9 protein-coding genes are annotated in these 14,326 nt (G+C 55.7%); 2 read left to right on the top strand and 7 right to left on the bottom strand.

What is annotated here, in order from left to right; genetic code table 11:
- The first annotated feature begins 39 nt into the window (after positions 1-39).
- On the top strand, positions 40-1,149 hold the full coding sequence (locus PUZ33_RS05785; RefSeq protein WP_058680946.1) for an SDR family oxidoreductase: 1,110 nt from the start codon (positions 40-42) through the stop codon (positions 1,147-1,149).
- A 53-nt stretch (positions 1,150-1,202) separates the two neighbouring features.
- Here PUZ33_RS05785 and eno read toward each other — a convergent pair whose 3' ends face one another.
- The 5 genes from eno to rlmD all read right to left on the bottom strand — a co-directional run bounded on the left by eno (position 1,203) and on the right by rlmD (position 8,883).
- Positions 1,203-2,501 carry a phosphopyruvate hydratase gene (eno, locus tag PUZ33_RS05780; protein WP_013098515.1) on the bottom strand — a complete coding sequence of 433 codons (1,299 nt, stop codon included), beginning with the start codon at positions 2,499-2,501 and terminating at the stop codon, positions 1,203-1,205.
- Between the two features lie 81 nt (positions 2,502-2,582).
- Positions 2,583-4,220, bottom strand: coding sequence for a glutamine hydrolyzing CTP synthase (gene pyrG, locus PUZ33_RS05775; protein WP_013098516.1), 1,638 nt, complete (start codon positions 4,218-4,220; stop codon positions 2,583-2,585).
- 223 nt (positions 4,221-4,443) lie between these two features.
- Positions 4,444-5,235, bottom strand: coding sequence for a nucleoside triphosphate pyrophosphohydrolase (gene mazG / locus PUZ33_RS05770; protein WP_029883908.1), 792 nt, complete (start codon positions 5,233-5,235; stop codon positions 4,444-4,446).
- 66 nt (positions 5,236-5,301) lie between these two features.
- The gene (gene relA / locus PUZ33_RS05765; RefSeq protein ID WP_013098518.1) at positions 5,302-7,533 is read right to left on the bottom strand and encodes a GTP diphosphokinase; all 2,232 of its coding nucleotides are present in this window, start codon (positions 7,531-7,533) and stop codon (positions 5,302-5,304) included.
- Positions 7,534-7,584: 51 nt separating this feature from the next.
- Positions 7,585-8,883: a 23S rRNA (uracil(1939)-C(5))-methyltransferase RlmD gene (gene rlmD, locus PUZ33_RS05760; protein WP_058681962.1), complete on the bottom strand. Its 1,299-nt coding sequence runs from the start codon at positions 8,881-8,883 to the stop codon at positions 7,585-7,587.
- 57 nt (positions 8,884-8,940) lie between these two features.
- Here rlmD and barA point away from each other — a divergent pair, with 57 nt between their 5' ends.
- The gene (barA, locus tag PUZ33_RS05755; protein ID WP_061771909.1) at positions 8,941-11,700 is read left to right on the top strand and encodes a two-component sensor histidine kinase BarA; all 2,760 of its coding nucleotides are present in this window, start codon (positions 8,941-8,943) and stop codon (positions 11,698-11,700) included.
- Between the two features lie 70 nt (positions 11,701-11,770).
- On the opposite strand, the gene PUZ33_RS05750 is transcribed toward barA, so the two are convergent.
- Both PUZ33_RS05750 and gudD read right to left on the bottom strand, forming a co-directional pair.
- Positions 11,771-12,910, bottom strand: a complete 1,140-nt coding sequence (locus PUZ33_RS05750; protein ID WP_040021628.1) for a glycerate kinase — start codon at positions 12,908-12,910, stop codon at positions 11,771-11,773.
- 77 nt (positions 12,911-12,987) lie between these two features.
- Positions 12,988-14,325, bottom strand: coding sequence for a glucarate dehydratase (gudD, locus tag PUZ33_RS05745; RefSeq protein ID WP_058680948.1), 1,338 nt, complete (start codon positions 14,323-14,325; stop codon positions 12,988-12,990).
- Position 14,326: the final 1 nt, after the last annotated feature.

Below are 14,326 nucleotides of genomic sequence, written 5' to 3'. Positions count from 1 at the left end.
CCTACAATCCGCCTCATCAATCATTATGAGACGGTATAGATTAATATGTTATTTATTACAGGCGTGACTGGTTTTCTGGGCGGTGCAGTACTTGAAAAAATACTTACCAGCAATAGTTCAGTAAAATTACTGCTGCTTGCGCGCGCCAGTGACCCGCAACAAGGGCTGGAACGCGTGCGGGACAACATGCGTAAATTCAAGGTTTCAGAGGAGACGCTGGCCGCGTTGAGTGAGGAGAATATCCTTATCGGCGATCTCAGCCAGCCGGAGGGGTTCCTGAACGACCCGCGTCTGGAACAGGTGACGCATGTTCTTAACTGCGCAGCCGTCGCGTCATTTGGTAACAATCCGCTGATCTGGAAAGTGAATGTGGAGGGGACGCTGGCGCTCGCCAGACGCATGAATCAGGTTGCCGGTTTGCAGCGATTTCTGCATGTGGGAACAGCCATGTCGTGCACGCCGGAGCAGGATTCGCTGGTCGCCGAAAGCGCGGAGTTCAGAGAGAACGCTGAGCATCTGGTGGAATACACGTATTCGAAATCCACCATTGAACAACTGATGCGCCAGCACTGCCCCGACCTGCCGCTGCTCATCGCCCGTCCGTCCATCGTGGTCGGCCATACCCGTCATGGCTGTACGCCGTCGAGCAGTATTTTCTGGGTCTTCAGCATGGGGCTGATGCTGCAAAAATTCATGTGCTCAATGGAAGACAAAATAGATGTTGTCCCGGTGGATTACTGCGCCGATGCGCTGCTGATGCTGCTTAACAGCGCTGCGCAGCCGGGAGAAGTGGTACATATTTCTGCCGGAGAAGAGAACAGCGTGCGCTTTGCGGATATCGATAATGCGATGGCACAGGCGCTGGAGAAAGCCCCGGTCGGTGATAAGTATGCCCAGGTAAGCTACGAAACGCTGGTCAGAATGCGCCGTGAGTTGAAGGATATTTTTGGCCCCTGCAATGAACGTCTGATGCTGAGAGCAATGCGCTTGTACGGGGCCTTTGCCACGCTGAATGTACGTTTCAGCAACGACAAGCTGCTCAGTATGGGCATGCCTAAACCGCCGCGTTTTACGGACTATATTGCCCGCTGCGTACAAACTACCCGGGGGTTGAGCATCCCGGAGCAAATGGCGGTTGATTTCAAATAACCAAAAAAAATGCCAGTCTTTCGACTGGCATTTTTATTTTAAGGCTTAAGCAATTATGCCTGGCCTTTGATCTCTTTACGACCGTTGTAAGGTGCTTTTTCGCCCAGCGCTTCTTCGATACGAATCAGCTGGTTGTATTTAGCAACACGGTCAGAACGGCTCATAGAACCGGTTTTGATCTGGCCAGCAGCGGTACCAACAGCCAGGTCAGCGATGGTAGCGTCTTCAGTTTCGCCAGAACGGTGAGAGATAACAGCGGTGTAGCCAGCGTCTTTCGCCATTTTGATCGCTGCCAGAGTTTCGGTCAGAGAACCGATCTGGTTGAATTTGATCAGGATGGAGTTAACGATGCCTTTCTCGATGCCTTCTTTCAGGATCTTGGTGTTGGTTACGAACAGATCGTCACCAACCAGCTGGATTTTGTCGCCCAGTACTTTAGTCTGGTATGCGAAACCATCCCAGTCAGACTCGTCCAGACCGTCTTCGATAGAAACGATTGGGTACTGTTTGGTCAGGTCTTCCAGGAAGTGAGTGAACTCTTCAGAGGTGAACGCTTTGTTGCCTTCGCCAGCCAGAACGTATTTACCGTCTTTGTAGAATTCAGATGCTGCACAGTCCATCGCCAGCGTGATGTCTTTGCCCAGCTCATAGCCAGCGGCTTTTACTGCTTCAGCGATAACAGCCAGTGCTTCTGCGTTAGAACCCAGGTTTGGCGCGTAGCCACCTTCGTCACCCACAGCCGTGTTCATACCTTTCGCTTTCAGCACTTTAGCCAGGTTGTGGAACACTTCAGAACCCATACGTACTGCTTCTTTCAGGGTTTTCGCGCCAACTGGCTGAATCATGAATTCCTGAATATCAACGTTGTTGTCTGCGTGCTCACCACCGTTGATGATGTTCATCATTGGTACAGGCATGGAGTATTTGCCTGGGGTGCCGTTCAGTTCAGCGATGTGCTCGAACAGTGGCATACCTTTCGCTGCCGCAGCGGCTTTGGCGTTCGCCAGGGAAACCGCCAGGATTGCGTTCGCACCGAAGTTAGATTTGTTTTCAGTACCGTCCAGATCGATCATGATCTTGTCGATGCCAGCCTGGTCTTTAGCGTCTTTGCCAATGATTGCCTGAGCAATAGGACCGTTTACAGCGCCAACAGCTTTCAGTACGCCTTTGCCCATGAAACGGGATTTGTCGCCATCGCGCAGTTCCAGCGCTTCGCGGGAACCAGTAGAAGCACCTGATGGAGCAGCTGCCATACCGACGAAACCACCTTCCAGATGAACTTCGGCTTCAACGGTCGGGTTACCACGGGAGTCGATGATTTCACGACCGATGACTTTAACGATTTTGGACATTAGATTTTCCTCAGTACAAGTTAAACTAAAACTCCAGACAAACAACGCGTACCGAGGGTACGCGTTGCCGTTCTAACTTTTTTACTTCGCCTGACGCTTCTGATACTCGCTGGCGGCTTTCACGAAACCAGCAAACAGCGGATGCCCGTCACGTGGCGTTGAAGTAAATTCCGGGTGGAATTGGCAGGCGACAAACCACGGATGGTTTGGCACTTCGATGATCTCGACTAACTGATCATCCCCGGAGCGGCCCGCAACACGCAGACCCGCAGCTTCAATTTGTTTCAACAACATGTTGTTGACTTCATAGCGGTGACGATGACGCTCAGTGATGACCGGTTCGCCGTACAGCTTACGAACCACGCTATCGTCAGACAGCTGGCAGGCCTGTGCGCCAAGACGCATAGTGCCACCCAGATCGCTCTTCTCGGTACGGACTTCGACGTTACCGTCTTCGTCGCGCCATTCAGTGATAAGCGCCACTACAGGGTACTTACAGTCTGGCACAAATTCCGTAGAGTTCGCGTTTTCCATTCCCGCTACGTTGCGCGCAAATTCGATCAGCGCAACCTGCATACCCAGGCAGATGCCGAGGTATGGAATATTGTTTTCACGCGCATAGCGTGCAGTGGCGATCTTGCCTTCTACACCACGGTAGCCAAAGCCGCCAGGGATGAGAATCGCATCCAGATCTTTCAGAATTTCGACGCCACGTGTTTCAACATCCTGCGAATCAATCAGCTTGATGTTCACGGAGACGCGGTTCTTCAGACCACCGTGTTTCAGCGCTTCGATAACGGACTTATAGGCATCCGGCAGTTCGATGTACTTGCCGACCATACCGATAGTCACTTCACCTGCCGGATTGGCTTCTTCATAAATAACCTGTTCCCATTCAGACAGGTTAGCTTCCGGACAGTTCAAGCTGAATCGTTTACAAATATAATCGTCCAGGCCCTGTGATTTCAACAGGCCCGGGATTTTATAAATGGAATCGACATCTTTCATTGAAATAACGGCTTTTTCCGGCACGTTACAGAACAATGCAATTTTCGCACGTTCGTTCGCCGGAACCGCGCGATCGGAGCGGCAAACCAGAATGTCAGGCTGAATACCGATGGAGAGCAGCTCTTTCACGGAGTGCTGGGTCGGTTTGGTTTTCACTTCACCTGCGGCTGCCATGTAAGGCACCAGCGTCAGGTGCATGAACAGCGCGTGTTCACGACCGATATCAACCGCCAGCTGGCGAATCGCTTCCAGGAACGGCAGGGATTCGATATCACCCACGGTACCGCCGATTTCAACCAGCACCACGTCGTGGCCTTCGCCACCCGCAATGATGCGTTCTTTGATAGCGTTAGTGATGTGCGGGATAACCTGAACGGTCGCACCCAGATAATCACCACGACGCTCTTTACGCAGAACGTCGGAGTAGATACGGCCAGTCGTGAAGTTATTACGACGGGTCATTTTGGTGCGAATGAAACGCTCGTAGTGGCCAAGATCCAGATCGGTTTCAGCGCCGTCTTCAGTAACGAACACTTCCCCGTGTTGGATTGGGCTCATGGTGCCAGGATCGACGTTGATGTACGGATCCAGTTTCATCATGGTCACATTGAGGCCACGGGCTTCAAGAATGGCTGCGAGGGAGGCTGCGGCAATGCCTTTACCCAGAGAGGATACGACCCCGCCGGTCACAAAAATATAGTTCGTTGTCATGCTGAACCTGAGAAGTTAGGGTGAAACGATGGAATAACCAGGACGGGAAAGTAGTATACCCGAACACGGCGAGCGCCACAAACTTTCATTCTCCGTCTCCATTCCAGGCCATGACAAACATAAGGAGTGAGAAAATAGCCCCTTTTGGGTAAATGTTTTTGACGCAAATCAAGCGCTTGTCATTTAAAAAATCACACAAATTGCGCTTGATCGCAAAATTCCGTTAGAGATCAGATTCCTGGCGTTTTACTTCCTGCCAGACTTCTTCCATCACATCGAGGTCAATTCCGGTCATTTCCAGGCCGCGCGAGGCCACAATGCGCTCGACTTCGCGAAAGCGTCGTTCGAACTTAAGGTTGGCTTTTTGCAGGGCCGTTTCCGCTTTTACACCCAGGTGGCGCGAAAGGTTGACGGTGGCAAACAGCAAATCGCCCATCTCTTCTTCAAGCTTTGCTTCATCCACCACGGCCTGCTGCGCTTCGTGCATCACTTCGTCGATTTCTTCATGGACTTTGTCCAGTACCGGGCCAAGCGAGTGCCAGTCAAACCCCACTGCCGAGCAGCGTTTCTGGATCTTATGGGCACGCATCAGGGCGGGCAGACTCAGCGGGATGTCATCCAGCGCGGAGTGTTGGGATTTTTCAGCCCGCTCGGCGCTTTTAATCTGCTCCCAGCGCGCCAGCACTTCCGCGCTGTTGCCCGCCGTGGCATCGCCAAAGATATGCGGATGGCGGCGCTCAAGCTTGTCGCTAATGGCGGCGCAGATATCGTCAAAATTAAAGCGCCCCTCTTCCTGCGCCATCTGCGCATAGAACACCACCTGGAACAGCAGGTCACCGAGTTCGCCGCGCAGGTCGTCAAAGTCCTCACGTGAAATGGCGTCCAGTACTTCATAGGTCTCTTCGAGGGTGTACGGGGCGATAGTCGCGAAAGTCTGCTCTTTATCCCACGGGCAGCCGTTTTCCGGGTCGCGCAGGCGTTTCATGATGCCGAGCAGGCGGTCGATTTGAGTCATAGTACTGTCCTGATGAAAAAATGCCGGGTGGCGGCGTTGCCTTACCCGGCTTACAGAAGAGGATGTTTAACCGCCGTGGAGACGACGCGCGTCAATCACATCCGGGACCTGGTTCAGTTTGCCAAGCACGCGGCCCAGCACCTGCAGGTTGTAGATTTCGATGGTCATATCGATGGTGGCAAGCTGCTCGCGGGTATCGCTGCGGCTGGCAACGCCCAGCACGTTGACCTTCTCATTGGCAAGAATGGTCGTAATGTCGCGCAGCAGACCGCTGCGGTCGTTGGCGGTGACGCGCACCACCAGCGAGTAGCCGGCAGAGTAGCTTTCACCCCAGACGGCTTCAACGATGCGTTCCGGCGCATGCGACTGCAGCTCAGCAAGCTGGTCACAGTCTGAGCGGTGAATCGAAATCCCACGCCCCTGGGTGATAAAGCCGACGATGTCGTCCCCCGGGATAGGCTGGCAGCAGCGGGCGATGTGGTGCATCAGATTGCCGACGCCTTCCACCACCACGCGGCCATTGTCTTTGCTGCGCTGCTGCGGGGCGTAGGTTTTCTGCTGCAGCTGTTTCAGCGCCGCCGCATCCTGCTCTGCCGCACTTGGCTTGTTGAACTGCGCCTGCAGGAAATTCACCATCTGGTTGAGACGAATATCGCCGCCGCCAATGGCCGCTAACAGCTCATCGAGCTCATTAAAGTTGTAACGCGGCAGCAGGAACTTCTCCGCCTCTTTCAGGCTGATGCCTATATGCTCCAGCTCGTCATCCAGGATCTGGCGACCGGCAAGGATGTTCTTGTCACGATCCTGTTTACGGAACCAGGCGTGAATTTTGGAGCGTCCGCGGCTGGTGGTGACATACCCCAGGTTCGGGTTCAGCCAGTCACGGCTCGGGTTTGGCTGCTTCTGGGTGATGATTTCAATCTGATCGCCCATTTGCAGCTGGTAGGTGAACGGCACAATGCGCCCGCCGATTTTCGCACCAATGCAGCGGTGCCCGACATCGCTGTGGATGTGATAGGCAAAGTCGAGCGGCGTTGACCCGGCAGGCAGGTCGACAACGTCCCCTTTAGGCGTAAAGACGTACACCCGGTCGTCGAAGACCTGGCTGCGCACTTCGTCGAGCATCTCGCCGGAGTCGGCCATCTCTTCTTGCCACGCAATCAGCTTACGCAGCCAGGCAATGCGGTCTTCGTGACCGGTGCGCGCTCCGCCCGAGGTGCCCTCTTTGTATTTCCAGTGCGCGGCGACACCCAGCTCGGCGTCTTCGTGCATCTGTTTGGTACGGATCTGAATTTCAACCGTTTTACCGCCGGGGCCCAGCACCACGGTATGAATAGACTGGTAGCCGTTAGGTTTCGGGTTGGCGACATAGTCATCGAACTCATCCGGCAGATGGCGGAAGTGCGTGTGCACGATCCCCAGTGCGGCGTAGCAGTCCTGCAGACGCTCCGCCACAATACGCACGGCACGCACGTCGAACAGCTCGTCAAAGGCGAGGTGTTTCTTCTGCATTTTGCGCCAGATGCTGTAGATATGCTTTGGCCGACCGTACACTTCGGCACGGACGTTCTCTTCCTTCATCGACTGGCGCAACCCGCTGACAAATTCTTCAATATAGTGTTCGCGGTCGATACGGCGTTCATGCAGCAGTTTCGCTATGCGCTTATATTCCGCCGGGTGCAGGTAACGGAAGCAGTAGTCTTCCAGCTCCCATTTGAGCTGACCAATGCCTAAGCGGTTCGCCAGCGGCGCATAGATGTTTGTACACTCTTTGGCGGCGAGTACGCGCTCATCTTCCGGCGCGTCCTTCACTTCACGCAGGTGGGCGATACGCTCGGCAAGCTTGATCACCACGCAGCGGAAATCATCCACCATGGCCAGCAGCATCCGGCGAACGTTATCGACCTGTTCAGAGGAGACGGAATCGGTGTGCGCGGCTTTAAGCTGACGAATGGCCGCCATATCGCGGACACCGTGGATCAGCGCCACGACCGATTTTCCGACGCTTTCACGCAGCACGTCTTCCGTGACGACGTCCGCATCGGCAAGCGGGAACAGAAGCGCGGCCTGCAGCGTTTCGATATCCATATTGAGCATGGATAAGATTTCGACCATCTCCACGCCGCGCCACAGCAGCAGCTCGGCGTCCGGATGCCCCAGCGTGGTGCGCTGACAATAGGCCCAGGTTTCGGTTAAGCGTTCACACGACTGCTGGCTGGAAATTCCCAGACTTGCGATCCATTTTTGAGGGTCAAACTCACCAGCTTTATTAAGATGTGCACTTCTTACCGCAACCATCGTCCTCTCCTTTAGGGACCAGGGCCTGTCGAAGTCGACAAGCCAAACTAATTAGATGTGCTCGAACAACACCATTGATTCCAGATGCCCAGTGTGCGGGAACATGTCCAGCATTGCCAGACGCTGAATCTGGTAACCCGCGCTGAGTAATGCCTCGCTGTCCCGGGCAAGTGTTGCCGGGTTACAGGAAACGTAGACCACGCGTTTCGGGGCGAGTTTAATTATATGCTGCATCACGCCCGGTGCGCCTGCCCGTGCCGGGTCGAGCAGGATTTTGTCAAAGCCCTGTTTTGCCCAGGGCTGCTGCGTGACATCTTCCTCCAGATTTTGATGAAAGAATGTCACATTTTGCAAGCCGTTCTGTTGCGCATTCTCCTGGCCTTTCGCCACCAGCGCGTCGACGCCTTCTACCCCCACAACACTCGCCGCTTTACGGGCCAGCGGCAGCGTGAAATTGCCCATGCCGCAGAAGAGATCAAGCACGCGGTCGGTCGGCTGGACATCCAGCCACGTCAGCGCGGTTTCGATCATCTGCTGATTAACGCCGTCATTAACCTGGATGAAATCCCGCGGACTGAACGTTAAGCGTAGTCCGTTTGACGCATACCAGGGCGCGTCACCTGTAACCTGCTCCAGTATCTCGCTTTGTGGGGCGAGAAAAAGCGCCAGCTCGTGGGAATGCGAAAAGCGTTCCAGTTTTTCGCGGTCTTTTTTGGACAGCGGCGCGGTATGGCGCAGCACCATCAGCGGACCATTGTTTGCCAGGACCAGTTCCACATGCCCGAGGTGGCGAACACTGTCCAGCCCGGACAGGCATGCGTGCACGTCCGGGAGCAATGCCTCAAGACGGGGCACCAAAATGGGGCACTGCCTGATATCGACGATATCGCTGGAGCCCGCTTTGCGAAACCCCATCTCCAGCCGCTCGTTTTTGGGCTGATAGCTAAGGCTCAGCCGCGCGCGACGACGATAGCCCCAGGGCTGTTCGGCAATGATGTCGTCAACGTCATGCCTGAGCAGGCGTGCCAGGGCATTACTCTTACTTTTTTGCTGTAAAACTACGCTGGCATGTTGTTGCTGGCAGCCTCCGCAGACGCCAAAATGCGGGCAGCGTGGCTCTGTGCGCTCCGGGCTGGTGGTCAGACGGCGCTTCACCTTCCCGCGTGCGTACTGGCGTTTATCTTCCGTCAGCGTAATTTCTGCTCGTTCTGTGGGCAGCAAACCTGTTATAAACAGTGTCTTACCATTGTGATGCGCAACGCCCTGACCAAAAGGGTCAAGGTCCGTGGCTTCGACAGTGATGATCTGACGCGTCGTCACGCGTCGCTTTGCAGAGTAGAATTGCGCCATCGCCGGGAATTTTCTCAGATATACATAATTATCTTAATTGTCCCATAACGGAACGCCATGACCAACTACAGCCTGCGCGCGCGCATGATGATTTTGATCCTCGCCCCCACCGTTCTCATCGGTTTGCTGCTGAGCATCTTCTTCGTTGTGCACCGCTATAACGACCTGCAGCGACAGCTGGAAGATGCCGGAGCCAGCATCATCGAACCGCTGGCCGTGTCCAGCGAATACGGGATGAATCTGCAAAACCGCGAATCGATTGGTCAGTTAATCAGTGTGTTGCATCGCCGCCACTCGGATATTGTGCGTGCGATCTCCGTCTATGACGAGCATAACCGGCTGTTCGTCACCTCTAATTTTCATCTTGATCCGGCAGCGTTAAAAATTCCTGACGGTTCGCCGTTCCCGCGCCATCTCACGGTGATGCGACGGGGCGATATTATGATCCTGCGCACGCCGATAATTTCGGAAAGTTATTCGCCGGATGAGTCCGCGCAATCCGACGCCAAGTCCAGCAGCAATATGCTCGGATATGTGGCGCTGGAGCTGGACCTCAAGTCGGTGCGACTGCAGCAGTACAAAGAGATTTTTATCTCCGGCGTGATGATGCTGTTCTGTATCGGCATTGCGCTTATCTTCGGCTGGCGACTGATGCGCGATGTGACCGGGCCCATCCGCAATATGGTCAACACCGTTGACCGCATTCGCCGTGGCCAGCTCGACAGCCGCGTGGAAGGGTTTATGCTGGGCGAACTGGACATGCTGAAAAACGGCATCAACTCGATGGCGATGTCGCTGGCGGCCTATCACGAAGAGATGCAGCATAACGTGGATCAGGCCACTTCGGATCTGCGCGAAACGCTGGAACAGATGGAGATCCAGAACGTCGAGCTGGATCTGGCGAAAAAGCGTGCCCAGGAGGCTGCCCGCATTAAATCGGAGTTCCTTGCCAATATGTCACACGAGCTGCGTACGCCGCTCAATGGCGTGATTGGCTTTACCCGCCTGACCCTGAAGAGCGAGCTTAACCCCACCCAGCGCGATCACCTGCACACCATTGAACGTTCGGCCAACAATCTGCTGGCGATCATTAATGACGTGCTGGACTTCTCCAAACTGGAGGCGGGCAAGCTGATTCTGGAGAGCATTCCGTTCCCGCTGCGCAGTACGCTTGATGAGGTGGTTACGCTACTGGCGCACTCGTCGCACGACAAAGGGCTTGAGCTGACGCTGAACATTAAAAACGACGTGCCGGATAACGTCATCGGCGATCCGCTGCGCCTGCAGCAGGTCATTACCAATCTTGTCGGTAATGCCATCAAATTTACCGAAAGTGGCAACATCGACATTCTGGTGGAAAAACGTGCCATCAGTAATAACAAAGTACAGATTGAAGTTCAGATCCGCGATACCGGCATTGGCATTCCCGAACGGGATCAATCCCGTCTGTTCCAGGCGTTTCGTCAGGCGGATGCGAGTATTTCACGGCGTCACGGTGGTACGGGCCTGGGGCTGGTTATCACGCAAAAACTGGTTAAAGAGATGGGTGGCGATATCTCTTTCCACAGCCAGCCAAACCGGGGGTCGACGTTCTGGTTCCATATCAACCTGGATCTCAACCCGAACGTGCTGACGGACGGCCCGGTGACGGATTGCCTGAAAGGCAAGCGCCTCGCTTACGTGGAGCCGAACGCCGCCGCTGCCCAGTGCACGCTGGACATCTTAAGCACCACGCCGCTTGAGGTGGTCTACAGCCCGACCTTCTCTGCGCTTACCGTTGAGCATTACGACATCCTGCTGATGGGGATCCCGGTCACCTTTACCGGGGAGCTCACCATGCAGCAGGAACGGCTGGCGAAAGCCGCATCAATGACCGACTACCTGCTGCTGGCGCTGCCGTGCCATGCGCAAATCAATGCCGAAGAGTTGAAAAACGACGGGGCGGCCGCCTGTCTGCTTAAACCGCTCACCGCCACACGCTTGTTACCTGCCCTGACGGCCTACTGCCGCCTGAATGAGCATGCCGTGGCGCTGGTTAATGACGAGCAGAGGCTGCCGATGAGCGTGATGGCGGTGGATGATAACCCGGCAAACCTGAAGCTGATTGGCGTGCTGCTTGAGGATCAGGTTCAGCATGTCGAGCTCTGCGCCAGCGGTGCTGAGGCGGTTGAACTGGCCAAACAGATGCAGTTCGATTTGATTCTGATGGATATTCAAATGCCGGGTATGGATGGCATTCGCGCCTGTGAGCTCATCCGCCAGCTACCTCATCAACAGCAAACGCCGGTCATTGCCGTGACCGCGCATGCGATGGCCGGACAGAAAGAGAAGCTGCTCGGCGCCGGAATGAACGATTATCTGGCGAAACCTATCGACGAAGAGAAACTGCATAACCTGCTGCTGCGCTATAAGCCGGGGCATATCGGCGGTACGTATACCTTATCAGCAGAACCAGTTGAGATTAGCGTGAATCAGAACGCCACTTTTGACTGGCAGCTTGCGTTACGCCAGGCGGCGGGGAAACCTGATTTAGCCCGCGAGATGCTACAGATGCTGGTCGCGTTTCTGCCGGAAATTCGCAATAAGGTAGAAGAACAGCTGGTGGGCGAAAACCCGGAGGAGCTGCTGCAGGCTATCCACAAGCTGCACGGTAGCTGTGGCTACAGCGGCGTGCCCCGCCTGAAAAACCTCTGCCAGTTGCTGGAGCAGCAGCTACGCGCAGGGACACCAGAATCTGAACTGGAACCGGAGTTCCTTGAGCTGCTGGATGAGATGGATAACGTGACGCGGGAAGCTATGAAGGTGTTAGGAAATTGAGGTAAATGCCCGGTGGCGCGACGCTTACCGGGCCTACACCCTCACCCCTCTCCCACCGGGAGAGGGAGAACTACATCCCCTGCCCGAGTTTCAGTACCGCCGCGATATTTCTTGCGGCCATCCTGACGTTCTCGCTGGCATTTTCCAGCGCATCTTCCAGCGAGCAGATGGTGTAAATCACGCTAAACACCGCATCGATGCCGTGATCGTGCACGACGCCAACGTCCGCCGTCAGACTGCCTGCAATCCCGATAACCGGCTTGTTGAAGCGTTTGGCTACCTTCGCCACCCCAACCGGCACTTTGCCGTGGATCGTCTGGCTGTCGATGCGACCTTCACCCGTTATCACCAAATCCGCATCGGCAATCTGGTCAGCCAGATGTAGCGCATCGGTGACGATCTCAATGCCCTGGCGCAGCTGCGCACCGCAGAAGGCGTACAGCGCCGCCCCCATTCCACCTGCCGCACCGCCGCCCGCCAGGTTGAGCACATCCATATCAAGATCCCGGGCAATGATCCGCGCATAGTGCGCAAGCGCATTGTCCAGAGTAATGATCATCTCGGGTGTGGCCCCCTTTTGCGGACCAAAAACCGCTGATGCGCCCAGCTTACCGGTAAGCGGATTCGTCACATCGCAGGCCACTTCTATGCGGCACTCGGCCAGACGCTTGTCCAGCCCGCTCAGGTCGATACGGGCAAGTTTGCCCAGCTCGCCTCCGCCCTGCCCCAGCGGCTGTTCACGGTCGTCCAGCAGCCTGGCCCCCAGCGCCTGCACCATTCCTGCACCGCCATCATTAGTGGCGCTGCCACCGATGCCGATGATGATATGCTTAACGCCCGCATCCAGCGCGTGACGGATAAGTTCACCCGTGCCCCAGGAGGTCGTTTTCAGAGGATCGCGCTGCGAAGGTGCAACCAGCTCAAGACCACTGGCCGCCGCCATTTCGATAAAGGCGCTCTTCTCGTCGCCGGATATCCCGTAAAACCCTTCCACGCGATGGCCCAGAGGGCCGGTCACCGGAACATGCACAATGCGTCCCTGCGTTGCCGCGATCATCGCTTCGACGGTGCCTTCACCGCCGTCCGCGACCGGCAGTTTGACGTAAACCGCCTCAGGAAAGATCTCGCGAAAACCCTGCTCTATCGCTGTCGCAACCTCAAGCGCACTCAAACTTTCCTTATACGAGTCCGGTGCGATAACAATTTTCATAAGCCATCCTTACGCATAGTCGTTACGTTAAGCATACACCACGTAAAGAACCGCTCATGGGAGCGGTCCCAATGCGTTTATCGTACCATGCACGGACGTTTATTGTCGAATGTCCACTCTGGGATCAGATACTGCATCGCCATCGCGTCATCGCGCGCACCCAGCCCATGTTTCTGGTACAGCTCATGGGCTTTCATCACCTGATCCATATCCAGTTCCACGCCCAGACCCGGTGTGGACGGGACCTGCACCATCCCCCCTTTGATTTCAAACGGCGCTTTCGTCAGGCGCTGATTGCCTTCCTGCCAGATCCAGTGGGTGTCGATCGCGGTGATCGTGCCCGGCGCGGCAGCGGCCACGTGGGTGAACATCGCCAGCGAGATATCAAAGTGGTTATTGGAGTGCGAGCCCCAGGTCAGACCGAACTCATGGCACATCTGCGCCACGCGTACAGAGCCCTGCATCGTCCAGAAATGCGGGTCAGCCAGCGGAATATCGACAGACTGCAGGGACAAGGTGTGCCCCATCTGACGCCAGTCGGTGGCGATCATGTTGGTCGCAGTAGGTAAACCCGTGGCGCGGCGGAACTCCGCCATCACTTCACGGCCAGAGAAACCTTGTTCTGCCCCGCACGGATCCTCCGCGTAGGCCAGCACGCCTTTCAGCTGCTTGCCGATGACGATCGCCTCATCAAGCGACCAGGCCCCGTTCGGATCCAGCGTGACGCGCGCCTGCGGGAATCGTTTAGCCAGGGCTGAGATAGCTTCGGCCTCTTCTTCCCCGGCCAGCACGCCGCCCTTCAGTTTGAAATCATTAAAACCATATTTTTCGTACGCGGCCTCCGCCAGGCGCACCACCGCATCCGGCGTCATCGCTTCATCGTGGCGGAGTCGGTACCAGTCACATTGCTCGTCCGGCTGGCTCTGGTATGGCAACGGCGTCAGGTTGCGGTCACCAACAAAGAACAGATAGCCCAACATCTCCACTTCGCTGCGTTGCTGCCCCTCACCCAGCAGGGAAGCAACGTTAACCCCCAGGTGTTGACCTAACAGATCCAGCATGGCGGCTTCGATGCCGGTCACCACGTGGATGGTGGTGCGCAGATCAAACGTTTGCAGCCCACGGCCACCCGCATCGCGATCGGCAAAGGTATTCCGCACGGTATTTAAGACGTTTTTATATTCGCCCAGCGTTTTTCCCACCACCAGCGGGATGGCGTCTTCAAGCGTTTTGCGGATCTTCTCACCGCCCGGGATTTCCCCCACGCCGGTATGCCCGGCGTTATCTTTAATAATGACAATATTGCGGGTGAAAAACGGCGCATGTGCGCCGCTCAGGTTCATCAGCATGCTGTCATGGCCGGCAACCGGAATGATCTGCATGGAAGTAACAACAGGGGTGGTAAAAGTGCTCATG

This window comes from Enterobacter cloacae complex sp. 2022EL-00981 (assembly GCF_028737495.1).
Lineage (GTDB): Bacteria > Pseudomonadota > Gammaproteobacteria > Enterobacterales > Enterobacteriaceae > Enterobacter > Enterobacter cloacae.
Note: the sequence above shows the minus strand (reverse complement) of the source record. Positions and strands in the feature narration are given on the sequence as shown.

Coding starts and splice junctions, on each gene's coding strand:
- relA (WP_013098518.1), bottom strand. CDS start 7,533: ATGGTTGCGGTAAGAAGTGCACATCTTAATAAAGCTGGTGAGTTTGAC.
- eno (WP_013098515.1), bottom strand. CDS start 2,501: ATGTCCAAAATCGTTAAAGTCATCGGTCGTGAAATCATCGACTCCCGT.
- gudD (WP_058680948.1), bottom strand. CDS start 14,325: ATGAGCACTTTTACCACCCCTGTTGTTACTTCCATGCAGATCATTCCG.
- mazG (WP_029883908.1), bottom strand. CDS start 5,235: ATGACTCAAATCGACCGCCTGCTCGGCATCATGAAACGCCTGCGCGAC.
- barA (WP_061771909.1), top strand. CDS start 8,941: ATGACCAACTACAGCCTGCGCGCGCGCATGATGATTTTGATCCTCGCC.
- PUZ33_RS05750 (WP_040021628.1), bottom strand. CDS start 12,910: ATGAAAATTGTTATCGCACCGGACTCGTATAAGGAAAGTTTGAGTGCG.
- pyrG (WP_013098516.1), bottom strand. CDS start 4,220: ATGACAACGAACTATATTTTTGTGACCGGCGGGGTCGTATCCTCTCTG.
- rlmD (WP_058681962.1), bottom strand. CDS start 8,883: ATGGCGCAATTCTACTCTGCAAAGCGACGCGTGACGACGCGTCAGATC.